The organism is Anaerobacillus sp. 63XJN7_5_ISO-PGPR-S23-430 (assembly GCF_056173695.1).
Genome location: NZ_CM149686.1, coordinates 1,030,845 through 1,053,197, shown reverse-complemented (window position 1 = coordinate 1,053,197; position 22,353 = coordinate 1,030,845). Strand labels below are relative to the sequence as shown.

Here is a 22,353-nt window from a genome sequence, read left to right as displayed (position 1 = left end):
CTCCTTTGGGAGAGTTTAAATGATATGTTGCAAATTCGATATATTCTGTTAATTATATCGCAATTAGGGAAAAGTTTCTAATTTACTAGAACTTCATTTCTCAAAAGGGAGATCGTTTCATAAGGTTCACACGATCCCAACTGTTGCTCACTTTTCTCACGAAAAAAACGCCATTCCCAAAAATAGGAATGGCGCTTGCTTTTATTTATTCTTAATATGCTTTCCTTTACCAAAATAGAAGATACCTGATAAGATCCCTACGATCACCATAATGATCGAGAAAATCAGGCCAGCTACCGCACCAAATTGAACGATGAATGGTACAGATAGCGCCGTTACTAGTCCACCGCCAAGGAACGGCTCATAGACGAGCTGCTTGTAACCAAATGCTTCAAATGCTGGAGATTCATTATCAGGGTCAACGATGCGCATTAGTAGCAATCCAGTTGCTGTAACACCCATTGATTGACCGAAATCACCGATACCTCGTTCAAACCAGTAGTCTGGAATGATTTTTGGAGCAAGGGTAAGGAAACCAAATAAGTTCCATGAAATTCCTGCTACAGCCAATATTAAGAATGGCACGAGATACTCACCAATGACATCAAGGGAAACTGTTGCGATGGCTGTGATGATTAACACATCAAGCGCAAGTCCTTGAATACGATTGATCATACGACGATCAACAAGATTGTATTTATCTTTCTTGCTGAAGAAGACTTGAAGAATAATACCACCGAACATCGCGATCGGGAATAGCGGTATATACTTCATGAAGCTTGAGCCTGTCCAATTTGTAATCGTAATACTTTCTAGACCAATTAACCCCTGAAGAATTAACCAACCGATCAGAATCGCAAGCATCACAATTGATAAGTGAAACGATAGAGGTTCAATTGATTCAGGGCGAGTCGTCATTTTACCCGCTGGTTCACGATTTTGATATTCCATAATGCCCTGCTTACGTAGATCAGAGAAGCCATTCACGTCTTTGATCACTTTGGTTTTACCTCTACGAACGGCCCAGTTAATTAGAATAATACCGAAGATAACACCTGAAAGCACACCTACCGTCGCAAGACCGATAGCGAGGTCAAATGCTTCTTCAAATCCGAGCTCTTCAAATGTACTTGCCATACCTGCAGCCGTACCGTGACCACCTTCGAACGCTACTTCAATCAGCGCCCCAGCCATAGCCGGTATATCGAAGAATGGGGTTAAGATTAGAATGGCGACGAGTAAACCGATCACATATTGTCCCCAGCCAATCGCCCAACCGAATGCTAGTTGTGGACCACCAAATGTCCAAATATCTCGGAGCTTTGGCATTGTTGCTCCAAGAAATAGTGATGCAAAGACAACATTAATCATTAAACCTGGTAATGCTGACCATACTTCTATAATTGTGCCCGTCATAATTCCATTTGCGAGAAAATGATCTTCAGAAACGAAGTTCAGCATAATTTTCCCAAGCACTTGTGGCCCGAGAAGCAATGCGATAAATCCACCGATAATGGAGGAAGGTAAGAATAAGTTCTGTAAGACCTTTACTTTCAAACGAATGATCTTCCCTATTAGAAGAAAAACACCGATATACAACAACGCGAATCCAATTTGTTCCGGATTCATTTCTTTCACCTCTTTGGTTTTTATGATTCCTCAGCTAATGAGGCAGCTGCTTCACCAAATTGGTGATACGAACAGTCCACTTTTTCAGTTCCTCGAAAAAGAAACGATAAAACTTATTTTTGGAAATTAGTTATAGGTTTTTTTGTAGAAATACGTTGTGAAAATTTAAAATTTTTCATCTATTTTCCGATGAAAAAACGAGATTATGGCTACGCACCCTCCTAACAAATGAGATAAAGCTTTAATATCCCTGCTTTCTAACCTCTTAGGCACAATCATGTTATAATCGTTAAATGCAATATCAGGTCTTAGGGATCACGACTACAGTTCGACAAAAAAGTGTATTAAAATAGAGATAGCGAAAAATAGGAGTGGTAGAGATGGAAAAAGAAATCAAACTAATTGCATTAGATATGGATGGCACTCTTGTCAATCATGACGGAGACGTGTCAGAAGAAAATGAAGCGGCTGTTCAGCGCGCGAAAGAGAAAGGCATTCACGTCGTGTTAAGCACGGGACGCTCACTGCCTTTCTGCCGAGATATCGCAGAACAACTTGGACACTCCGCTTACTTAGTTACAGTAAACGGCGGACAGATTTTTGATAAAGAACTAAACCTAGTTGATAGCTCTCACCTGGATTATGAACTTGTTGAACGTTTGTGGGAACTAAAAGTGAAGCATGATGTGTATTTCTGGTCATCTACAACAGAAGGCGTATTTAATACACAAAAGCCGTTTGACCGAGAAATCAATGACTACACATGGTTGAAATTTGGCTTTGATATTAAAGACGATGATATTCGCAAAATCATTACTGATGAAGTCACAGCGAATGAGGCGTTTGAAGTAACGAATTCAAGCCCAACAAACCTTGAAATCAATCCATCTGGCGTTAATAAAGCTGCAGCACTCATGAAAGTTTGCGACTGGCTTGACCTTTCAATGGAGAATGTCATGGCCGTTGGCGATAGCATGAATGACATTGCGATGATACGCGAAGCTGGCTTTGGTGTCGCAATGGGTAACGCTCAAGACCGCGTCAAAGAAGCCGCAAACTGGGTGACTAAAGACTATACTGAGCACGGCGTTGCTTACGCTATAGATCAAGTATTGAAGGGATAATGGTGCCTGTCACCGCCCGAATAAACTCAATAAATGTCGAAAAAAGCGCAGTGGATTTTCTCCACTGCGCCTTTTCCGTTCCACACTTATTTCTCCGTGACTTCAAGCACATAAGGTTTATGTGTATGAAGCTCTTCCCCCTTCTCAACATGAACTTTCAGCTTGTACGTTCCTGGATCGGAGATTTCTGATGTCCCCTCATACATGCCTTCACCGTTCTCTTCTGTTTCTGTGTAGGTATGCTTTTCTTCTCCTTCTTTCCAGTATTCAAAACGCACATTAGCTTCTGTAAGGAGCTCTTCCTCTTCAGTAATTGTTGTCATCAGAACACCTGGATTCATCTCATCATTCTCAAGAGAGATGCTAACGTGTGCACCATGACCTTCGTGCTCATCTGTCTTCTCTTCAGAGATCATAACCTTAAAGGAAGACTCATCCATTTGTTCTTCTTCTGAAGACTCAGTCTCCTCATTCTTCGACATACTACCAGCCTCTTCACTGTTCATACTAGATTGGCTCGCCTCTTCACTAGAATTAGTGGCGTCATTTCCTCCGCCAGCCTCATCCCCAGCTCCTGAACATGCGCCTAGCGCTAACAAACAGGTAATCCCTATAGTAAGTGATAGTCTCTTCACTCGATCCATCTCCTTTTCCGCCTAACTTCCCTGCCTAGAGAAGTTTCTCTTTATACAAAGCTAACGGAAAAAAGATCAGCATAGATCACTCTTCACTCGAAAAATTAAATTCCCCAGGTATTCCCTCATTACTGAAACTCATTTTCTAACCGTAGTAAAATATTCTCTTTATTCTATTTATTCTGACATATTACATGAACTATCCACTGGAAACTGTTACCATATAACAAGGGATGGCAAAAAAATACTTAATCCGGGGAGGAAGAAGATGAAAAAACTCGTTTCTTTGTTAGCAACTTTCTTATTGGTATTTGGATTTACGAACGTAGGGTATGCAGCGGATGATAAGAATTGTGATGACTTCTCTTCTCAAGAAGAAGCGCAAAATTATTATGAAAGCAATGACCCTGATGCGGACCCAAGCGGCCTTGACCGTGACAATGATGGAGAAGCTTGTGAAACTCATTCCTATAGTGGATCTACTTCATCTGATGAAGAAGCAACATCAGGCGGCGAATCTTCCGATGAAGAAATGACTAGTGAAGAAAGCTCAGAAGCAGCTGACAGCGAAGGCGCTGAAATGGCCGATACAGCAACTAGCTATCCTGTTTATATGTTGCTTGGACTTGCTATCGCAGCATTCGGCTCTCTTCTACTATTAAAAAGACGCGTCCACTCTTAATGCACATACCATCCCATCGAGATAGGCGAACGCCTATCTCGATTTCTAAAGAAGGTGATCAATGGTGGTAAACAAGCTCAGTATTCTACTCATTTTAATCGGTCTGATTTTAACCGGCTGGAGCGGATATGAATGGTGGAGTCAGAAGAGTGTCACAACCTTTCAACCTGAAAAAGCCCAGGCCATTTCAAGGAATTGGGAGGAAACTGGTTATCAAAAGACAGTTAATCGAGAAGTGATTCAGACAAGTGATGCTACACCATCAAGTGAAGCATTTCATGCGAAAACAGGGGAAAAAATCGGTGAATTAACAATCCCTCAATTAGGATATCTCTACCCGATCTATTGGGGAACCGATGAACAAACGTTGAAACAGGGAGTTGGTATGTATGACACAGATTTCACAACTTTACCAAGTCAAGCAGGCCACACTGCACTTGCAGGACACCGCGATACCGTTTTTGACGGCCTTGATCAACTAAAAAAAGGTGATCGTCTTTACCTCACATTAGACGATACAACATATGAATATCAAATCCGCAAAACGTGGATTACAGACGAGCATGATCGTAGCGTTATTGTGGATAAGAATTCCCCCACTCTCACACTCACCACGTGCTATCCGTTTGATTACCTCGGCTCCGCACCAGATCGTTACATCATTCAGGCAAGTTTAATACAAGTCGATGACGGGAGTGACTCGCAATCCTGAGTTACCCCTAATTCGAAATGCCGCAACAAAATAGCTATGTTAGCTTATATTGTTGATACCTCGATTTTGGCTCATTCGAGTGAAATCATAGTTTCACTCGCCTTTCAGCTCTCTGATGACCAAGATCAACAACATTCATTAACAATTCCATATAAAAAAAGAGAACTGAGTCATCAGTTCCCTTCATCATGTTAGCGTATTTGACTAATCGAAAGCTTTTCCTGAACGATTCGAATCGCTTCAGCAAGTAGCGGAGCAATCGATAGGACTTTAATTTTATCAAGATCTTCTGAATCTGGAAGAGAGATGGTATTCGTTACAACCACTTCTTTAATGTTCGATTCAGCAATTTCTTCCGTTGCGTGACCAGAAAGAACAGCGTGGGTAAATGTCGCGTAGACGTCTTTCACACCGTTCTCTTCAAGAATGCGTGACGTAAACGTAACGTTTCTACCAGTATCAATCATATCATCAATAATAATCGCTGTTTTCCCTTGAACATCACCAATAACATTCACAGTGGATGGTTCTCCTGTGTCATAAGAGCGACGATCAATCAAAGCGATTGGCGCGTCTAGCATTGACCCTAATTTACGTGCACGAAGCGCACTGCTATTGTCGGGTGCCACAACAACAACATTTTCTAAATTTTTGTTCTCAAAATATTCAGCAAGGATCGGAATACCAGAAACTTGGTCAACTGGGATATTGAAAAATCCCTCAATTTGATTGGCATGCAAATCAATTGTTAACACGCGCGTTGCGCCCGAACGTTCTAGCATATTCGCAATCAATTTTGCTGTGATCGGCTGTCTTGGTCCCGTCTTTCGATCCTGTCTTGCATATCCATAATACGGTAGCACAACATTAATGGTTTTAGCTGATGCTCGTTTTAATGCATCAATCATAATCAAGAGCTCCATCAAATAGTCGTTTCCTGAGCCTGCGATCGATTGTACAAGGTATGTATCGCAACCACGGATGCTTTCCTCAACGTTCATGTGGATTTCACCGTCACTAAAGCGTTTAACGGAACAATTTCCAACTTTAACCCCAAGTGTCTCTACAATTTCTTGAGCCAACTCCGGATTTGAGTTCAAAGCGAACACTTTCACATCTTCTTCATGGCGTAGCATAGCGTAGCTCCTTTATCTTTCGTTTATCCCACGAATGTTCCATTCACAATACAACTGTGTATGAAGCATTTACATATGTATTTAGTTTAAACTTCTCCTCCACTATACCATACACGGAAGCTCAATTTCTGCAGATTTTTTTTGGAATTTCTATCAAAAACCACATATTTATTACTCTTCTTCATATGTATACGCTTCATTTCGTTCACTCCAAATCAGATGGGAACTTTCCCCTTTACCTCCACCTAATTGATTGAATGATACATATGATAATTGAGCCAAATATAAGCGTGAGGAATACAGGAAGAATCCATGGTGTTAAGCCAACCTGTGAACCATTTGCCATTGATATGGTTTCGATTGTTATAACTGAAAACATGAGAGCGATTGTGTTCTTTAAAAAATGAATAAGAGCAACTGCCGTTCGATACTGTAGCTCAGCATTGCCTTTTGTAATGTGAACTACATAATTAAATACGTGCGGATAGCGCTCTAACATAGATAATCCACCCCACAGTAAAATGCCAAAAATAGGTAGAAAGAACAGCACCAGTTTACTTCCCCAATGATCTGCTTGACCCGCTACATCAAAATGAATGGGAACTTCTGATGGGAGACCTGACCAATTTAACAAAAGATAACCAAGAGAAAGACATAAGAAAACCAATCCAGCTATATCAAACAGTTTCTGAAGTATCGACTTTTCAATTTTAATTATCGGACGATCAGTCATTTAACCCCCCCTTTTCATTACTTACGTTACTAGGGTAACTCTAGTTTCAGAACAAGCATGCTAAAAATATAGCCCGCTCTCAAAATAAAAGTGAGCGGGCTAGAACACATACTTTCCATTACATCTTCGCAACTTTTCTTGACTCTTCATCAATTTTCTTCATCTCGTCTTGTGTCAGCTTAAATCCTAACACTTTCACATTATCTTCTGCATGCTTTAATTTCGAAGCTCCTGGGATGGCTACAACCGTGTCTCCATGGAAATGAACGAGCCAGTTTAATGCCACCTGTCCTGCTCCCACGCCATAAGCATTCCCAATCTCTTTTAACACATTAATAAGTGGCAGCGTTCTAGCTAATCCCTGTGGTTTGAACTGAGACATATGCTTTCTCGGTCCAGAAAGGTTTGCTGCTAAGTCGGGATGATCATGGAATTTTCCAGTTAAAATCCCCTGTTCAAGTGGAGAATAGGCAATGATCGTCACACCGTTTTGCTTCGCAAGATCGAGTACACCGTTTGTCTCAATTCTTCTATCGAGTAAGCTATACTTCATCTGGTTAGAAGCAAGGCTTGCTTCGTGACGGTTCAACTCTTGAATCGCACGATCCATTTTATCGCGATTGAAGTTACTTACACCAACAGCGCCAATATGACCCTCTTTCACGAGCGAGGCCATTTGATTCATCTCCTTTTCTGGCGAGGAGAAGGAAAACGGTTGGTGCACTTGATAAAGGTCAATACGCCGACCCTTTAATGCGTCTTTTCGTTTTTGAATCGTTCCTGTAATCGATCCTGCTGTACGCAAAAGCGGCCACCATTTAGTCGCGATGAGCGCATCTTCTTCTTTTATTTCAAGACGATTTAACGCTCCAGCAAGGGCTTCTTCTGACTTTCCCTTTCCGTAAGCTTCCGCTGTATCGAACCAGTTAATCCCGCCGTCTAAGCTCATTTTCACAATTGCGTCCATATCGGCTTCAGAAATCGTAGAGAAATAGCTTCCAATTAAGCCGCTACCTTGACTAAATTGCCACGTTCCGAGGCCGATCGGAGAAATCTCATAATTTGTCTGTCCTAGTCTTCTCACGTCTTTGCCACATCCTTCATTAGTCTTATAACCAAGTATAGCATTCAGTGAAACAAATCTACTAAGATCAGAGTTTATGACTTCAATACCTTTTTAAACACATAGCTTACCTGATCATACGACATCTTTTCTTGATAAAAGCGATGAGCCTCTTTTTTAGCAATGCCTGAAGAAAGAGCCACTGCACCATACCCACTTTCAATTGCCCACTCTTCAACAAACGATAGCAGCTTTTCACCGTGCCCTTTCGAACGATGTTGTTCACTAGTGACAAGATCACATACCCAAACAAACCGTCCGTAGTAAAGTGTAATCATCGGCTTGAATCCAGTCACCGCCACGATTTCTTTTCCTTTGTAAAGAGCGAAAAGTCGGTACATATCCTTACGTTGAGCTTCTTCCACTAAAGCGAGATACTCTTTCTCATCCAAATGCGACCTAAGCTCCTTCATAATCTGATAGACATCAAGCCACTGTTCCTTCGTTTTCATTTCTTTAATCAAGAATATCCCTCCGGTGAATAAAAATAATGGATAATGAAACCAAAGTATTCCCCAGCCCAACTCCATGACTATAGGCATTCGCCAGACAAGAAACTGATCCTTCTTATCAGAATAACCTTCCGTCTCTCATCAAAAAAACCTGCCCCATAATAGGACAGGCTCATTCATTCACAGCAGCATAACTTAGTTCGTTACATAATCCATAAGGTAAACAAAGCGGTTGGCCAGAACGAGGATCGTAAATGATATCACTTCGAACACCAAACACATCTTCTAATACATCAGATTTCATCACTTCAAGCGGAGTGCCCGTTTTCTTCACTTTCCCTTTTTTGATCGCCACCATATGACCAGCGTAGCGGCTGGCATGATTTAGATCATGAACGACCATGACAATCGTCCGGTTTTCTTGAATATTTAACTTTTGAAGAAGCTCAAGCACTTCAAGCTGGTGGGCCATATCGAGAAAAGTGGTTGGCTCATCTAGAAAAAGAATCTTCGTATCCTGAGCGAGCGCCATCGCAATCCAGGCGCGCTGGCGCTGACCACCAGAAAGCTGGTCAATCGGACGGTTGGCAAACTCTCCGATGCCCGTCATTTCGATCGCCCAGGCAATTTTTTCTTTATCTTCTATCGTAAGAGCTTTTAGTCCTTTCTGATGTGGAAAGCGCCCGTATGTGACAAGTTCTAGAACCGTTAGCCCTTCTGGTGCCGTGGGGTTTTGAGGAAGGATCGCTAACTCCTTCGCAAGGTCGCGCGTTTTCTGCTCATGAATGGCACATCCATCAAGGTAAACCGTTCCACTTTTTGGCTTCATTAATCGAGATAGCGTTTTGAGAATGGTCGACTTTCCTGATCCATTCGCTCCAACAAGAGCCGTAATCTCTCCTTCAGGTATGGATAAATTCAGCTGATCTACAATGATGTTTTCCTGATAACCGATTTTAAGATCTTCTGCTTGAATCACCACACTCACTCCCTCCGCTTATACTTCTACAAAATCTTTATGGTGTGTAGAATACATCGCCATCGTTTCAGCCTCAGGATCAAGAAAGGCTTTCGCGCTATTTAACGCCTTAGGTCCTTCCGCAAGACCGCCTGCTATGAGCGTTAAACGATGGGGATATGTGACGATATCTCCTACTGCGAAAACACCTGGTATACTCGTTTCCATTTTTGCATCCGTAACGACTTTTCCTTCGTTCATCGTCATTCCCCAATTTTGAATGCCGCCTAAGTCGAGATTAAATCCATGATTAACAAGGAGGGCATCGATTTCAACTACTTCTTTTTCACCTGTGTCGACATGAGTAAGAACAACCTGATCAATACGCTCCTTACCAATCACGTCAGATACGTAGCACGAACATTTGATGTGCGTTTCCGAGTTGTTCATCTCTGTGATACTACTTTCGTGACCACTAAAAGCCTCTCTGCGATGAACAATCGTTACTTTATCTGCAATTGGTTCAAGCCGATTCGCCCAGTCGATCGCCGAATCGCCTCCTCCAGAAATCAGAACGTGCTTACCTCTGAAGCTTTCCACACGATCGACGGCATAATAAAGGTTCTTCCCTTCAAAATGCTCCGCGCCATCAACTGGAAGCTTTTTCACTCCAAGCGTCCCATGTCCTATCGCTAAAATAACGGTCCGTGTGTAATGCTTTTCTCCATTATGACTCGTTAAGATATAGGTTCCGTCCTCTGCTCGCTCAAGATCGTCTACTCGTTCCCCAAACACCATTGTTGGATCAAATGTGCTCGCCTGTTCTTCAAGCTGCTTAATCAAATCAGCTCCGGAGACGCCAGGAATTGCTCCAATATCTCGTAGAATTTTCTCTGGATAGAAGTAGGTCACTTTCCCACCAACTTGCGGAAGGTATTCAATGACTTTCGTCTTAAGCTCGCGCATACCGCTATAAAAAGCTGTAAATAAGCCAATAGGTCCTCCGCCAATGATCGTCACGTCATATATTTCATTCTTCACATCGTTCGCCTCCTAAGCTTTTGCTCTAGCAAGTAAATATAAAAAGTATGGAGCTCCTATAATCGCAACCATAATACCGGCATGAATCTCAGATGGTGCGAGAATCGTTCGACCAATCGTATCAGCTACTAAAAGGACAAGTCCACCAGCAAGAGCCGACAACGGCAATAGGAATCGGTGATCATTGCCGACTAACTGTCGAGCAAGATGTGGGCCAACAAGACCAACGAAACCAATTCCGCCACTAACTGACACGCAAGCAGATGCAAGGGCAACAGAAGCACCTAGGAGCAAGAAACGCTCTTTCTCTACTTTCACACCCATTCCGGTCGCAAGCTTTTCACCAAAAGTTAATCCATCTAGAGTCCTCGCTTTATAGAATATGAACGTAAATAAAACGATAATCCACGGCAGTAACGTTAGAACATGAACCCACGTCGTTCCCCAGATCTTACCGGCAAGCCAAATGGCAATGAACTGGTAATCGAATGGATCCATTCGCAGCGTTAAGATTGTAATAAGGGCACCAATACCCGCGGCGATGGCAATTCCATTTAGAATTAACCGCTGGGGCATCAACCCTTCTCTTTTACTATAAGAAAGGGCATAAATGATGATGGCCGTTGCACATCCACCAATTAATGCAAGAAACGGCATGAGTAGAATGGGTGCATCCGTTGTTTTTGGGAAGAAAGAAATGAAAATCACGACCATTAAGGCTGCTCCGCTATTGATTCCAAGGATCCCCGGATCTGCAAGGGCGTTTCGGGAGATGCCTTGGAGGATACAGCCTGAAATGGCAAGACCAGCACCGACGAGAACAGCAATCACAATTCTGGGTAAGCGAAATTCAAATAGAATCAACGATTGTTGCTCTGTTCCATTTCCAACTAGCGTGTTCAATACTTCAAGAGGACTTAATTTCGTTAATCCTGTATTCAAGCTAATTAAAAAGGTGATAACGATCAATAAGAGAAAAGTCGCCATAATGAAATACCGGCGGCGATTCCGTTTCCGCTGTGCGTCAAATAAAGAATCTAGATCCACTATAACTCCCTCCCTTCACGTCTCGCTACAAAGAGGAAGAAAGGAACACCGATAAGAGCAAATATCGCTCCGATTGGCGTTTCGTATGGCGCATTAACCATTCTTGCTCCCATATCGGCAACAATCATCAAGAGTCCTCCAAGAACGGCTGAGCATGGGACAATCCAGCGATAATCAACACCAACAAGAAATCTTGCTATATGTGGTATTACTAGGCCCACGAACCCTATTGGACCAACAGCTGACACGGCAGCACCTGCTAACACTAGTACAACAACTGCTGCTAGCGCTTTTATTAATTTCGTACGTTGACCTAGACCAACAGCCACATCTTCTCCAAGACTAAGTAACGAAATCGATTTGGAAAGAAACAGCGCCACTATGAGGGCTACAATGATCCACGGCAATAGAATCTGAATTTGTGGCCACTTCAAACCAGCTGTTCCTCCGGCAAACCAAAAGGCAAGGTCCTGTGATAGCTGAAAATGAATGGCGACTCCTTCACTCACGGCAGTAAAGAGAGCACTCACAGCAGCCCCTGCAAGCACAAGCCGAACAGGCGACAGACCATTTCTTGATAAGGAACCGATACCAAACACTAGTCCAGCCCCAATACCAGCACCTATAAACGAAAATAGCATCAAATTGTTATAAGATAAACCCGGGAAAAAGGCAAAGCTAAGCGCAATCATCAAAGTTGCTCCTGCATTTAAACCTAGTAACCCTGAGTCAGCAAGAGGATTTCGCGTTACCCCTTGCATGATAGCACCAGCAACGGCAAAACTTGCTCCAATTAATATGTCTGCAACTGAACGCGGCATTCGAAATTCCCGAATGATCGAATGTTCTGTTGAGGTTGGATCAAATTGAAAAATCGCCTGCCACACTGTCATTAACTTTATATCCGCTGCTCCAAGCGCGATTGATAGTCCAAGACTCAGAATGAGGGCCGCACTACCAGCAACTAAAATAAGCATAGCCGTAACAGGTCGCGACTGAACAGCTAGCTGATCTTCTATTTTTGCAGTCGGCTCAACTTTCTTTGACATGTGATAACTCCTTGCTTTATGTAGTAAAGAACCCCGGTGCCAGGCACCAGGATTTCTTCATTATTCATTGTTTTCTTTAAATGTTTTCACGATTTGGTCTAGCTGACCTTCTACTGCAATTGGATCATAGTAATACATTTCTTCAAAGTTCATTTCATAGAGATGACCATTCTTCACAGCATCGAGGTTCTGCCAAAGAGCACTTTCCTTCGTTTCCTTTAGTACATCTTGATTATCCTCAGCGGCATACTCGGTATAAAACATGTGATCCGCTGCATATTCAGGCAATACCTCTAGTGAAATTTGTTTCCAGTTGTCTCCTTCAATCACTTCTTTTTGAATCTTCTCAGGTGCTTTTAACTCAAGAGCGTCGTAGATGACCTGACCACCACGACCAAAGTTATCTCCAAAAACATAGAAATCTTTTGTTTGTACTTCGTATATGCCAACCGTCTCGTCTTCCCCAATCACACCGTCTAGTTCTTCACGCGCTGCGGCTGCCTTTTCATCAAACTGTTCAATCCACTCTTTCGCTGCATCTTCTTTACCAGCGATTTCTCCCATAGCCGTTACTTCTTCATCTAGTGAATCATATGCTCCGAATGGAACTAGGACAGTTGGGGCAATTTTAGAAAGGAGATCGTATTGTTCTTGGTCCGTCACAATGATTAAATCCGGGTCAAGCGACGTTACTTTCTCAACAGATGGCGGCGTACCAATATCTTCAATATCCGCAATTTGTTCTTCTGTAAAATAAGGATTATCAAGAACAAATTGATCTGGAGCTCCTACTGGAGTAATTCCAAGCGCCAGGAAGTAGCCAACGTAATCGGTTGCAACAATTCGTTCAGGATTAGCTGGAATATCAAATTCTTGCCCATCAGGCAACGTAAAAGTTTTCATCTCATTGGTTTTCTCACCTTCACTTGATTCGCTTTTCTCATTCTCGTTCCCACACGCTGCTAACATAAGAACGAGCACAAGCATCAAGATAAAAGTAACCTTCTTTTTTGTAACTTTCATTATATGTACCTCTCCCCTTTGGTGATATTGAGATTCATTATCATTTAGAATGATAACACTTCTCAATACATGTGTCTAGATATCAACGAACAATTTTAATTCTTCAAAATGTCTTCATAGAAGGTTTTGTATGCGCTTTCTGTCTCTTTATGAAATTTTTGTGAGAAAAAAAGTGGTTTATCCCCTCTTATCTAAGGTTATTATTACTGACATATTCAAATAAATTGTTGTGTTTTAACTTTTATGTTAGGAATCCTTACATAAAAACACAATTATCTGTAAATATCATTAGAATGGACACTAACAAAAAAATTAAAGGTGAGGTTATTTAATCCATGACACTAACAAAGAATAGTATTCAACAGGACATCATGAAGGAAGCAAAAGAAAAGAAAGTCGAATTTATTCGTCTTGAATTTACGGACATGCTTGGTGAAACAAAAAACGTTGAACTTCCAATTGAAGAACTGGAAAGCGTTATGAATAATGAAGCAATGTTTGACAGCTCTTCCATTGCAGGTTTTTCTGATATTCAGGAAAGTGATATGTATCTCTTCCCTGACCTTGAAACATTCAAAGTCCTACCGGACGCTGTTGATCAGGATTGTATCGCTCGCTTTATCTGTGATATTCATACACCAGACGGCGAACCTTTCGAAGGGGATCCGCGCTACATTTTGAAAAGAGCGATGAAGGAAGCTGAGGATATGGGTTATACAGTAAACGTTGGCCCTGAACCAGAATTCTTCCTTTTCAAGCTAGATAAAGACGGTTATCCAATTCGTAAGATGAATGACCGCGCAGGTTATTTTGATGCTTCACCAAAAGATAAAGGTGACCAGGTACGTCGTGACATCGTCCGTACACTTAAGAAATTTGGATTTGAAATGGAAGCTTCCCACCACGAAGTAGCTCAGGGACAGCATGAAATCAACTTCCGTTTCGATAGCGTCATTAAAGCAGCTGATAACATCCAGACGTTCAAAAACGTTGTAAAAGACGTTGCGACAAGTCACGATTATCATGCTACTTTCATGCCGAAGCCAATCGCAGGTGAGAACGGCTCTGGTATGCACTGTCACCTTTCCCTCTTCACTGAAGGCGAAAGCGCATTTTATGATGAGAACGATCCAGAGGGCATTTCTAAAACAATGAAGCAATTTATGGCTGGTATTCTTTCACATGCAAATGGTCTTGCTGCCATTACGAACCCGAACGTTAACTCATACAAGCGTCTCGTTCCTGGTTATGAAGCACCAGTAAGTGTGGCATGGTCTCACTCTAACCGAAGCTGTATGATTCGCGTACCAACAACTCGTGGCATGGGTACTCGTTTTGAAATTCGTAACCCAGATCCAACAGCTAACCCTTACCTAACGCTAGCTGCTGTTATCCACGCTGGACTTGAAGGTATTCGTCATGATCTTGATGCTGGCGCACCAGAAACGCGTAACCTGTATGAAGTAAGCACAGATGACGTTCCAACACTTCCAACTAACTTGAAAGAAGCAATCAAGTCACTTCGTGAAGATAAGGTAGTTATGGAAGCATTAGGAGATCATACTTCAAAAGTATATATTGAAGAGAAACAAAAAGAGTGGATCGAATACTCCCTTAACGTAAGTCAGTGGGAAGTTGACCGTTACATGAATAAGTAGTAAGTAAACAAAAAACAAGCTACCTCTCGATGAGGTAGCTTGTTTTTTGTTATATGATGTAAGCTTAATGGTTGCGTGTGTATTTTTTCAGCTTTTGATACTTCACTATTTTCTCATCTAATCGTTTACTTAAGAGAAGTATTTTCCCACTTGAATAATCGTCAGCTTCTTGTCCTAGATCATAAAGCACCATTCGCAGCGTATGAATTTCATCTTCAAGGCTTTGTAGCAACATAGCGCTCTCCCTTATAATTTGTCTTTTTATTACATTACCACAAAAAAAGCTTGACTGTTTCATATTCTTACAAATTACATAATTTTTAACATTTCGCTAATCATTAACACATTTGTAATACAAGTGCGAAAACATTGAATACTGGAACATTCATTAAAATGATTGACCCTCCTTTTTTTCATTGTTATGATTCTCGTTATAAATTTCATCTAAATAAACCTTGTATAAGTTCAGGAATACGGCCTGAACGTTTCTACCAGCTACCGAAAATGGCTTGTCTACAAGGAATAATGAATACATTCATATTCCTTGTGATTTGACTCTGGTTGCTGGCCAGAGTTTTTTTATTGATCAGGAGGGTCCATCATGAAAAACTTCTTCCAGTTCACTGAGCGGGAAACGAATTACCGAAAAGAAACGTTAGCTGGGGTTACAACGTTTCTATCCATGGCATATATATTAGTTGTTAACCCCATTATCCTTAGTGAAGCAGGCATTGATAAAGGCGCACTCTTCACAGCAACTGCTCTATCTGCAATCGTCGGGTCCTTACTAATTGGCCTACTCGCAAACTTCCCTGTCGGCATTGCTCCGAGTATGGGATTAAACTCTTTCTTCACCTTCTCCGTTGTAATTGGGATGGGAATTGATTGGGAAATTGCACTCACAGGCGTCTTTATAGCCGGGATTATCTTTATGATTCTTAGCTTACTTAAAATACGAGAGAAAATTATTAACGTCATACCAAAAGACTTAAAGCACGCCATTGCAGCTGGAATTGGTTTCTTTATCGCTTTTGTTGGACTTAAGAATGCAGGGATCGTCGTTGGAAACGAAGAAACGTTTATTTCGATCGGACAGCTTACAAATCCTACGACGGCTTTAGCTGCTTTTGGGTTTGTTATTACCTTAATGATGTTGATACGCGGCATTCGCGGTGGTATTTTTTACGGAATTGTCATCACTACGATTATTGGAATGATTATTGGTCTTGTGCAGGTACCAGGCTCGGTTGTTGGACAGGTACCAAGTCTTGAACCAACTTTTGGTGTTGTCTTTCAACATTTAGGAGATATTTTCTCGCCTGAAATTCTAGCAGTTATTTTCACATTCTTATTCGTTGCCTTCTTCGACACGGCGGGTGCTCTTATCGCCGTGGCAAGTCAGGCCGGACTTATGAAAAACAACGAAATTCCGAATGCGGGACGCGCGCTACTTGCTGATTCTACATCTGGAGTTGTTGGAGCGATCTTCGGTACATCAACGACTGCCTCATTCGTAGAATCATCTGCTGGCGTTGCCGTTGGTGGCCGAACTGGATTCACATCTGTCGTAATATCGATTTGCTTCTTTATTGCTCTCTTCTTCTCACCCATTCTTGGCGTGATAACACCTGAAGTAACGGCCCCAGCCTTAATTATCGTTGGTGCCCTTATGGCAACAGAAGTGAAGCAAATTGATTGGAGCAGATTAGAAGTAGTGATCCCTGCTTTTGTCACCATCATCATGATGCCACTCACGTTTAGCGTGGCAACAGGGATCGCCCTCGGTTTCATTCTTTATCCATTTGCAATGATCGCGAAAAAAGAATGGAAGCAGGTTCATCCGATCATGTATACACTCGGTGCTTTGTTCATTCTTTACTTTATCTTTCTATAACGTTACAAAGGGACATTTCAGCTGAAATGTCCCTTTTTTTAATCCACACTGTTTCAACTTGAAAAAATAGTGGTAGTATTGCGGTGGATAGTTTAAAATAAGGCATTAACGAGAAAAGCTTTACAAAAAAGGTAGTGATTAAAAACATGCTATATATATGGGATATTGAAGAATTGGTTAAAGACACATTGGCATTTCACCAATTACCAATCAACTATGAATTTAACAATGAGCTAAACGCTCCTATGAGCTATAACGTATCGACGAATACAATTAAGTTTAACTACTTACAATTGAACGGCTATCAAGCCAAAGTAAATTTCAAACTAAAAGAAACCGAAGAAAATATCGCGAAAATCCTTTTATATCATGAGATCGGGTACTACTTAGATTTTAAGAAGCACAGACATGACCTCAGGATTTTAATGTATGAGGAAGAAGAGGAGCAGCAAAAGTTTCTTGCTGAAATCGAACGAAATGCCTGGGATTTTGGGCGGAAATTGGTTCCTGATGACCTAGTCGAGTCGTACGATAAATTAAGGGAACTCGATCAGCAGTTTCAAAACGGACAATAAAAAAACACGGAAAAGGACGAGATCTCAGTGATCTCGTCCTTTTCCGTGCTTTCTCTAAAACTCACTTCTCCACTTCGCTATCTTATCCAGCGCTAACTGATCTTCCTTTACTTCCCCCGGCTTCACACCGCTACCGATGACGTAATCGACGAACTCCATTTTCACGAACTCAAAGATATAGCTAAATTGCTGAATAAGAGGAAGTCCTTTCATTTTCGCACTGCTTCCGCCTGTTACGATCACATATGCTTTTTTCTTTGTTAGCTCTTCTTTTAAATTTAATTGTTCATCACGTAAATATTGCGACCAGCGATCAAAGAAATTCTTCATTGGACCGCTCATCCCATACCAGTATAGAGGTGTTGAGAAAACGAGAACATCATGCGTTAACACTAGTTCAAGCAACTCCTCATAATCATCCTCTACTGGTGAGAACCCTTCTTCTGAATGTCTCTCATCGACAATGGAATTGATGTGTTTATCTGCAAGAGAAACGATCGTATGGTTCGTACCTTCGAGCATTCTTTTTGTCAGGTACTCTGAGTTACCATTTTCACGAGTACTCCCTAATAGTGCCAAAATCTTCATACTACACTCTCCTTTTACAGTGAAGCGTCTATTCATTAGAAGTATATCATTGCAACAAACATCAACGTTATCTATAATAATTGATACTAACTATCGAAATTATTAATGGAGGGTCTGATGGATTTAAATTACTTTTATACTTTTAATGAAGTCGTTCGATCAGGAAGCTACACACAAACAGCAGAAGAACTCGGTTATGCTCAGTCCAGTGTAACGACGCAAATCAAGAAGCTTGAAGACTTTTATCACGTGAAACTGTTTGAGCGTGTTGGAAGGAAAATGAGATTAACGCCATCAGGAGAACAGCTTCATGATTACGTGAAGGAAATCATCAAGCTTGCAGATGAAGCAGAAGCTCATCTTCGAACGGATGCCAATTTAAAAGGGACCATTCGCATTGGAACTGGCGAAACACTTGCGGCGTATTATATTACGCCTTATATTAAAGCGCTCAAAGAAAAGCATCCTGAATTACGCATCCGACTTGAATCGGGTCAGTGTCAAAATTTAATTGGTGGCACAGTAGATGGCACGTACGATATCACTATTTTGTTAGACCAATTACAACATCATCCTGATCTAAAAACGATCCCCATTCGTCAGGAAGAAATGGTCATAATTGCCCCTCCCCAACATCACTTCACAAAACTTGATGAATTGGATTTAAAGAAATTAGAGGAGGAAACGCTCATTCTGACCGAAGAAGGCTGCGCCTATCGAGTTCTTCTAGAAAAATGGCTAAAAGATGCAAACGTACAAGCGAAGTCGATCATTTCATTCAGTAGTCTTGAAGCCATTAAGCAATGTGTCGCGGATCAACTCGGAATTGCGCTTCTACCAAGAATAGCGGTTGAACGAGAAATTCAAAATGGGCTTGTTGCCGTGCTTCCATTTCATTCGAATGACATCACTCTCTACACGCAGATTGTATACAAAAAACGAAAATGGATTTCACCACCGCTGCAACAATTTATCGATCTGATGGAGAAGTAGACAACAACAGAATCCATTAGGGACTCTGTTGACCTATTGCGCTTGTTAGCTATTCATTAATTGAACAATTCCAGCTACTACTGAAAAAAGACTAAGTCCTATGAAAATCAGCGTCACTCTTCGCTGCTTTTTCTTTGTTTCTTCTATATAAAAGAAACAAAGAGATGCGAATACGGTGATGCTGATGACTAATCGAAACAGGTTTTCGTTCCCACCAGAAAAACCGAGCCAAGCGATGCTGCTAGCAGCGCCAATGATAACAACCAACAAGAAAACTCTTAGCAACTTCATTCTTTGTCCTCCCCACTACGACTTCTCCCCTTACACTGTAGTAGTATGAACGTTCCACCAACAGCCATAGAGATCATTACTTCAATGGCAATACCATCGGAAGGTTTATGTATGTAGTAAATGGATAGCAAACTCATCATCGTAATGCACATAAGTAATGCTGTAAATAGTATAGCCTTCCCCTTCATACGTTCTCCCTTCTTTCATGTGCTTTTGGCATCTGCATCTCTTTTACAAAGTAAGCTCCTATTAATAGAAAAAGCATTGATCCTAGTAAACTATATAATCCGAGGAAACCAAACCAGTAGCCTAAAGGATTGAGCGCAGCACTGATCAAGAAACAACTCGGGGAAATAGCTGATTTAAAGCCCGTTAAACCCATCCGTTTTCTTCTCGTTACTTGTACATAGATCCCTATTAAAAAGACGATTGAGAAAATAATCGTTACGATTACTTCGATCATCTCTCTACCTCCTCTCTCAATAAATCGCTTTCTTCTTTTACGACTGAGATGAGAAAGAAGTTTCATTCATTTTTTTGGAGAAGAGGGAAGTTCCATTCTCTATTAACCGCTATTTCTCAACTAATTTTTGATTGATATACACAGAAACGATCAGTAATAAACTAATCATAGCAAAGGCAAGAACCCATTGATCATATGGATAAGCAATGAAACTATGAAGAATAAGTATCACCCCTAAAGGGAGTAAAAATCCCCCGCCAACCACCCTTCCTAACCTAGCTTTATCACGAATCGCTTTTTCATTAAATCCAGCTAATAACCACGTTTGTTTCATTACGCCTACCAAATAAGAAACAATCAGAATTAAAATACCAATCACTAACAAATTTAGATTCATCCAAACTGCCTCCCTTCTTTTACTATTAAACTCACACAATGTTCAATCCTTCTCGTTGACTTTAAATTTAAACCGAGCTATAGTTAAAGTAACAAGGGGAGTAGCGACCGGTAACGGCTGATGAATCATCAATACGGTATTACGATACCTGGTTCATCGGGCTAAGCTATTTAGTACGCAAGACCTTGGTACAATTTTGTTGTGCCAGGTTTTTTTGTATGCGCTGGCGGAGAGGAGTTACACATGATCATTCTTATCTTTCTTCTTGCAGCTGCCGTAGTTGTCGGTGCCGCTATTTACCTGAATCAGTTCGGTGATGTTATTAGTAAGAAGTCTTCATTAAGTGGAGCTGTTGTAGGGACATTCTTAATTGCGGGAGCCACGTCACTTCCAGAATTAACAACAAGTTTAACAGCTGTGTATATCGATAATCCTGATATCGCAGTCGGTAACATGCTTGGAAGTAACGTTTTTAACCTTTTAATTTTAGCTGTAGTAGACTTAATTTATAGACGACGAAGATTGTTTCAGAAGGTAAACACGAAGGCAAATGTCCCATCTGCCCTCGTCGGTCTCCTTTTCCTCGTCATTTTAATCGTCTCTCTGTTAATTCCAGGAACGATTTCCATATTTGGTGTCGGGGTTGAAATGATTGTCATTGTATTATTGTATGTCTTATCAATGAGATACATTTCAAGCGACGATGGGGAGCAAGATGACGTCCCTACAAAAGATTACTCTCTTCGCACTGCCGTCATTGGCTTTATCGTCGCAGCACTCATTGTATTCGTATCAGGAAGTATTTTATCGATTGCTGGAGACAGACTAGCTGAGGCAACGGGTATGAATGCAAGCTTTGTCGGTAGCTTTCTCATTGCTGCTTCAACCTCTTTACCAGAACTTGTCACAGTGCTTGCTGCTTTCAAACTAGCAAACTACAATATGGCGATTGGCTCGATTCTTGGAAGCAATCTCTTTAACATTCAGCTATTAGCCCTGACTGATGTTCTCTATCGAAAAGGACCGATTCTAGCTGCAGTTGATCTGTCTCACATCTTCATTGCAGGACTTGGTTTGTTAATGACGATCGTGATTATGTACTTGCTTCTACGTCCACAAACACTCCGAAGTCAGTGGCGCTATGCTGCTCCTTCGCTTGTAATGGCGTTATTATATGTTGTTGTATCCTATGTATTGTTCTAATGAAAAGCGTGCTGACTTGTTGTCAGCACGCTTTTTGATAATCTCAAAAACGTTAGTCTCGAAAGCCGCCATCTGAATGAATAATTGGTCCTGTAATCCACCTTGCTTCATGACTCGCTAGAAAACCAACCAGTCTCGCCGCATCATCAGGCGTGCCGATACGTCCTGTCGGAAACTTCGGCTTTAGAAAAGTTTGAAGTTCATCATCCATCCACCCTGAATCAGTTGGTCCAGGATCAATGGCATTAACCGTGATGTTGTAAGGAGCAAGCTCAGTTGAGAGCGATGTCGTGAAAGCTGAGATCGCTCCTTTTGTCGTAATATAGGCAAGATTACCAGGCTGTGGGCTTTTATCCTGCCCAGAAACAAAGTTAATGATTCTCCCTTCCGCTTGTTGCTTCTTTAACTGCTTCGCAAAAGTAACAGCCAGCATGCACGTTCCTCTTACGTTAACAGCACAGTGCTGATCAATGATTTCCGCTGATAATTCATCATGATCCACTTCTACACAATGGGTCGCATTGTTCACTAGAATCGCTAGCTCTCCGGTCATTTTCTTCACTTGTGCTATAAGGTCCTCTGATGCATTAGGCTCACTTAAATCCAGTTCCATTTCTTCAGCTATAACGCCCATTTCCTGCAGCTCTTTTTTAAAGATGACTGGGAACGTCTCGGTAGCATCCTTATAACCTGTGCTAACGTCATACTTCAAATAATGAGTAAAGAAAATATCATGGCCCTTCCTAGCAAGCTCACGACATATGCTAGCACCAATCCCGTTCGGACGGCTAACGCCTGTAACAATGGCAATGCGATTCCTTTGGTTATTCATTTAATTTCCTCCTTATGAGGAACACCTGACCAATGTGAAAGGAGATGATTCGAAAAAGGACAGCAGCCTAAGGCCCTGTCCTGATCATTTATCAATCATGAACGCGGTGTCCCCT

26 protein-coding genes and 1 riboswitch are annotated in these 22,353 nt (G+C 41.5%); of the genes, 8 read left to right on the top strand and 18 right to left on the bottom strand.

The genetic code is table 11. The annotated features are described in order from the left end of the window. Positions 1–201: 201 nt before the first annotated feature. On the bottom strand, positions 202–1,629 hold the full coding sequence (locus AC0VYJ_RS05695) for a sodium/glutamate symporter (RefSeq protein WP_430244659.1): 1,428 nt from the start codon (positions 1,627–1,629) through the stop codon (positions 202–204). A 365-nt stretch (positions 1,630–1,994) separates the two neighbouring features. On the opposite strand from AC0VYJ_RS05695, the gene AC0VYJ_RS05690 reads away from it, so the two are divergent. Next, complete coding sequence (locus tag AC0VYJ_RS05690; protein ID WP_371018191.1) at positions 1,995–2,753, top strand: Cof-type HAD-IIB family hydrolase; 759 nt, start codon at positions 1,995–1,997, stop codon at positions 2,751–2,753. An 86-nt stretch (positions 2,754–2,839) separates the two neighbouring features. Here AC0VYJ_RS05690 and AC0VYJ_RS05685 read toward each other — a convergent pair whose 3' ends face one another. Then, the gene (locus AC0VYJ_RS05685; protein ID WP_475366790.1) at positions 2,840–3,388 is read right to left on the bottom strand and encodes a FixH family protein; all 549 of its coding nucleotides are present in this window, start codon (positions 3,386–3,388) and stop codon (positions 2,840–2,842) included. Positions 3,389–3,656: 268 nt separating this feature from the next. On the opposite strand from AC0VYJ_RS05685, the gene AC0VYJ_RS05680 reads away from it, so the two are divergent. Together AC0VYJ_RS05680 and AC0VYJ_RS05675 are read left to right on the top strand one after the other, a co-directional pair. After that, positions 3,657–4,070, top strand: a complete 414-nt coding sequence (locus AC0VYJ_RS05680) for an excalibur calcium-binding domain-containing protein (protein ID WP_303530082.1) — start codon at positions 3,657–3,659, stop codon at positions 4,068–4,070. Positions 4,071–4,131: 61 nt separating this feature from the next. Continuing rightward, the gene (locus AC0VYJ_RS05675; RefSeq protein WP_475366789.1) at positions 4,132–4,782 is read left to right on the top strand and encodes a class D sortase; all 651 of its coding nucleotides are present in this window, start codon (positions 4,132–4,134) and stop codon (positions 4,780–4,782) included. Between the two features lie 191 nt (positions 4,783–4,973). Here the strand turns inward: AC0VYJ_RS05675 and AC0VYJ_RS05670 are convergent, their stop codons facing one another. The 9 genes from AC0VYJ_RS05670 to AC0VYJ_RS05630 form a co-directional block, all read right to left on the bottom strand. Then, a complete protein-coding gene (locus AC0VYJ_RS05670) occupies positions 4,974–5,918 on the bottom strand; it encodes a ribose-phosphate diphosphokinase (protein WP_194220564.1) in 945 nt (314 codons plus the stop codon). Between the two features lie 235 nt (positions 5,919–6,153). Continuing rightward, a complete protein-coding gene (locus tag AC0VYJ_RS05665; RefSeq protein WP_475366788.1) occupies positions 6,154–6,651 on the bottom strand; it encodes an SdpI family protein in 498 nt (165 codons plus the stop codon). 118 nt (positions 6,652–6,769) lie between these two features. Beyond that, complete coding sequence (locus tag AC0VYJ_RS05660) at positions 6,770–7,735, bottom strand: aldo/keto reductase (RefSeq protein WP_475366787.1); 966 nt, start codon at positions 7,733–7,735, stop codon at positions 6,770–6,772. Positions 7,736–7,809: 74 nt separating this feature from the next. Continuing rightward, the gene (locus AC0VYJ_RS05655) at positions 7,810–8,226 is read right to left on the bottom strand and encodes a GNAT family N-acetyltransferase (RefSeq protein ID WP_475367461.1); all 417 of its coding nucleotides are present in this window, start codon (positions 8,224–8,226) and stop codon (positions 7,810–7,812) included. Between the two features lie 172 nt (positions 8,227–8,398). Further along, positions 8,399–9,208 (bottom strand): ABC transporter ATP-binding protein, encoded by an 810-nt coding sequence (locus AC0VYJ_RS05650; protein WP_475366786.1) that lies wholly within the window; start codon positions 9,206–9,208, stop codon positions 8,399–8,401. Between the two features lie 15 nt (positions 9,209–9,223). Beyond that, the gene (locus AC0VYJ_RS05645; protein ID WP_475366785.1) at positions 9,224–10,225 is read right to left on the bottom strand and encodes an NAD(P)/FAD-dependent oxidoreductase; all 1,002 of its coding nucleotides are present in this window, start codon (positions 10,223–10,225) and stop codon (positions 9,224–9,226) included. 12 nt (positions 10,226–10,237) lie between these two features. After that, complete coding sequence (locus AC0VYJ_RS05640) at positions 10,238–11,272, bottom strand: FecCD family ABC transporter permease (RefSeq protein ID WP_475366784.1); 1,035 nt, start codon at positions 11,270–11,272, stop codon at positions 10,238–10,240. Beyond that, positions 11,272–12,321, bottom strand: coding sequence for a FecCD family ABC transporter permease (locus AC0VYJ_RS05635; protein ID WP_430245726.1), 1,050 nt, complete (start codon positions 12,319–12,321; stop codon positions 11,272–11,274). Before AC0VYJ_RS05635 ends, AC0VYJ_RS05640 begins: the two co-directional genes overlap by 1 nt. 60 nt (positions 12,322–12,381) lie before the next feature. Then, the gene (locus tag AC0VYJ_RS05630) at positions 12,382–13,344 is read right to left on the bottom strand and encodes an iron-hydroxamate ABC transporter substrate-binding protein (protein WP_475366783.1); all 963 of its coding nucleotides are present in this window, start codon (positions 13,342–13,344) and stop codon (positions 12,382–12,384) included. 335 nt (positions 13,345–13,679) lie between these two features. Here AC0VYJ_RS05630 and glnA point away from each other — a divergent pair, with 335 nt between their 5' ends. After that, positions 13,680–15,002 carry a type I glutamate--ammonia ligase gene (gene glnA / locus AC0VYJ_RS05625; protein ID WP_430245722.1) on the top strand — a complete coding sequence of 441 codons (1,323 nt, stop codon included), beginning with the start codon at positions 13,680–13,682 and terminating at the stop codon, positions 15,000–15,002. A 64-nt stretch (positions 15,003–15,066) separates the two neighbouring features. Here the strand turns inward: glnA and AC0VYJ_RS05620 are convergent, their stop codons facing one another. Next, on the bottom strand, positions 15,067–15,237 hold the full coding sequence (locus AC0VYJ_RS05620) for an aspartyl-phosphate phosphatase Spo0E family protein (RefSeq protein WP_194220555.1): 171 nt from the start codon (positions 15,235–15,237) through the stop codon (positions 15,067–15,069). Positions 15,238–15,437: 200 nt separating this feature from the next. Beyond that, positions 15,438–15,538: riboswitch (purine riboswitch) on the top strand. A 65-nt stretch (positions 15,539–15,603) separates the two neighbouring features. Between AC0VYJ_RS05620 and AC0VYJ_RS05615 the strand changes: the two genes are divergently transcribed. Further along, complete coding sequence (locus tag AC0VYJ_RS05615) at positions 15,604–16,896, top strand: NCS2 family permease (RefSeq protein ID WP_430245720.1); 1,293 nt, start codon at positions 15,604–15,606, stop codon at positions 16,894–16,896. A gap of 146 nt (positions 16,897–17,042) precedes the next feature. Beyond that, positions 17,043–17,471 (top strand): hypothetical protein, encoded by a 429-nt coding sequence (locus AC0VYJ_RS05610; RefSeq protein ID WP_194220553.1) that lies wholly within the window; start codon positions 17,043–17,045, stop codon positions 17,469–17,471. 54 nt (positions 17,472–17,525) lie between these two features. Here AC0VYJ_RS05610 and AC0VYJ_RS05605 read toward each other — a convergent pair whose 3' ends face one another. Further along, the gene (locus AC0VYJ_RS05605; protein WP_475366782.1) at positions 17,526–18,059 is read right to left on the bottom strand and encodes a flavodoxin family protein; all 534 of its coding nucleotides are present in this window, start codon (positions 18,057–18,059) and stop codon (positions 17,526–17,528) included. A gap of 117 nt (positions 18,060–18,176) precedes the next feature. Between AC0VYJ_RS05605 and AC0VYJ_RS05600 the strand changes: the two genes are divergently transcribed. Further along, positions 18,177–19,052, top strand: a complete 876-nt coding sequence (locus AC0VYJ_RS05600; protein WP_475366781.1) for a LysR family transcriptional regulator — start codon at positions 18,177–18,179, stop codon at positions 19,050–19,052. A 45-nt stretch (positions 19,053–19,097) separates the two neighbouring features. Here AC0VYJ_RS05600 and AC0VYJ_RS05595 read toward each other — a convergent pair whose 3' ends face one another. From AC0VYJ_RS05595 to AC0VYJ_RS05580, 4 genes are all read right to left on the bottom strand, one after another. Continuing rightward, on the bottom strand, positions 19,098–19,343 hold the full coding sequence (locus AC0VYJ_RS05595; protein ID WP_427392234.1) for a hypothetical protein: 246 nt from the start codon (positions 19,341–19,343) through the stop codon (positions 19,098–19,100). After that, entirely contained in the window at positions 19,340–19,531 is a 192-nt protein-coding gene (locus tag AC0VYJ_RS05590) for a hypothetical protein (RefSeq protein ID WP_475366780.1), read from the bottom strand. Before AC0VYJ_RS05590 ends, AC0VYJ_RS05595 begins: the two co-directional genes overlap by 4 nt. Next, entirely contained in the window at positions 19,528–19,806 is a 279-nt protein-coding gene (locus AC0VYJ_RS05585; RefSeq protein WP_430245714.1) for a hypothetical protein, read from the bottom strand. The genes AC0VYJ_RS05590 and AC0VYJ_RS05585 overlap by 4 nt, the downstream gene beginning before the upstream one ends. Before the next feature lie 109 nt (positions 19,807–19,915). Then, positions 19,916–20,203, bottom strand: coding sequence for a DUF3784 domain-containing protein (locus tag AC0VYJ_RS05580; RefSeq protein ID WP_430245713.1), 288 nt, complete (start codon positions 20,201–20,203; stop codon positions 19,916–19,918). Between the two features lie 243 nt (positions 20,204–20,446). Between AC0VYJ_RS05580 and AC0VYJ_RS05575 the strand changes: the two genes are divergently transcribed. Then, positions 20,447–21,406, top strand: a complete 960-nt coding sequence (locus AC0VYJ_RS05575) for a sodium:calcium antiporter (protein WP_430245711.1) — start codon at positions 20,447–20,449, stop codon at positions 21,404–21,406. Positions 21,407–21,458: 52 nt separating this feature from the next. Here the strand turns inward: AC0VYJ_RS05575 and AC0VYJ_RS05570 are convergent, their stop codons facing one another. Next, positions 21,459–22,238, bottom strand: coding sequence for an SDR family oxidoreductase (locus tag AC0VYJ_RS05570; RefSeq protein ID WP_475366779.1), 780 nt, complete (start codon positions 22,236–22,238; stop codon positions 21,459–21,461). Between the last annotated feature and the right edge of the window lie 115 nt (positions 22,239–22,353).

Excerpts from the sequence above, each read along its gene's own strand:
- AC0VYJ_RS05585 (WP_430245714.1), bottom strand. The coding sequence starts at position 19,806 with ATGATCGAAGTAATCGTAACGATTATTTTCTCAATCGTCTTTTTAATA.
- AC0VYJ_RS05605 (WP_475366782.1), bottom strand. The coding sequence starts at position 18,059 with ATGAAGATTTTGGCACTATTAGGGAGTACTCGTGAAAATGGTAACTCA.
- AC0VYJ_RS05675 (WP_475366789.1), top strand. The coding sequence starts at position 4,132 with ATGGTGGTAAACAAGCTCAGTATTCTACTCATTTTAATCGGTCTGATT.
- AC0VYJ_RS05570 (WP_475366779.1), bottom strand. The coding sequence starts at position 22,238 with ATGAATAACCAAAGGAATCGCATTGCCATTGTTACAGGCGTTAGCCGT.
- AC0VYJ_RS05680 (WP_303530082.1), top strand. The coding sequence starts at position 3,657 with ATGAAAAAACTCGTTTCTTTGTTAGCAACTTTCTTATTGGTATTTGGA.
- AC0VYJ_RS05575 (WP_430245711.1), top strand. The coding sequence starts at position 20,447 with ATGATCATTCTTATCTTTCTTCTTGCAGCTGCCGTAGTTGTCGGTGCC.
- AC0VYJ_RS05655 (WP_475367461.1), bottom strand. The coding sequence starts at position 8,226 with ATGAAAACGAAGGAACAGTGGCTTGATGTCTATCAGATTATGAAGGAG.
- AC0VYJ_RS05590 (WP_475366780.1), bottom strand. The coding sequence starts at position 19,531 with ATGAAGGGGAAGGCTATACTATTTACAGCATTACTTATGTGCATTACG.
- AC0VYJ_RS05595 (WP_427392234.1), bottom strand. The coding sequence starts at position 19,343 with ATGAAGTTGCTAAGAGTTTTCTTGTTGGTTGTTATCATTGGCGCTGCT.
- AC0VYJ_RS05580 (WP_430245713.1), bottom strand. The coding sequence starts at position 20,203 with ATGAATCTAAATTTGTTAGTGATTGGTATTTTAATTCTGATTGTTTCT.
- AC0VYJ_RS05670 (WP_194220564.1), bottom strand. The coding sequence starts at position 5,918 with ATGCTACGCCATGAAGAAGATGTGAAAGTGTTCGCTTTGAACTCAAAT.
- glnA (WP_430245722.1), top strand. The coding sequence starts at position 13,680 with ATGACACTAACAAAGAATAGTATTCAACAGGACATCATGAAGGAAGCA.
- AC0VYJ_RS05665 (WP_475366788.1), bottom strand. The coding sequence starts at position 6,651 with ATGACTGATCGTCCGATAATTAAAATTGAAAAGTCGATACTTCAGAAA.
- AC0VYJ_RS05635 (WP_430245726.1), bottom strand. The coding sequence starts at position 12,321 with ATGTCAAAGAAAGTTGAGCCGACTGCAAAAATAGAAGATCAGCTAGCT.
- AC0VYJ_RS05630 (WP_475366783.1), bottom strand. The coding sequence starts at position 13,344 with ATGAAAGTTACAAAAAAGAAGGTTACTTTTATCTTGATGCTTGTGCTC.
- AC0VYJ_RS05695 (WP_430244659.1), bottom strand. The coding sequence starts at position 1,629 with ATGAATCCGGAACAAATTGGATTCGCGTTGTTGTATATCGGTGTTTTT.
- AC0VYJ_RS05610 (WP_194220553.1), top strand. The coding sequence starts at position 17,043 with ATGCTATATATATGGGATATTGAAGAATTGGTTAAAGACACATTGGCA.
- AC0VYJ_RS05615 (WP_430245720.1), top strand. The coding sequence starts at position 15,604 with ATGAAAAACTTCTTCCAGTTCACTGAGCGGGAAACGAATTACCGAAAA.
- AC0VYJ_RS05620 (WP_194220555.1), bottom strand. The coding sequence starts at position 15,237 with ATGTTGCTACAAAGCCTTGAAGATGAAATTCATACGCTGCGAATGGTG.
- AC0VYJ_RS05600 (WP_475366781.1), top strand. The coding sequence starts at position 18,177 with ATGGATTTAAATTACTTTTATACTTTTAATGAAGTCGTTCGATCAGGA.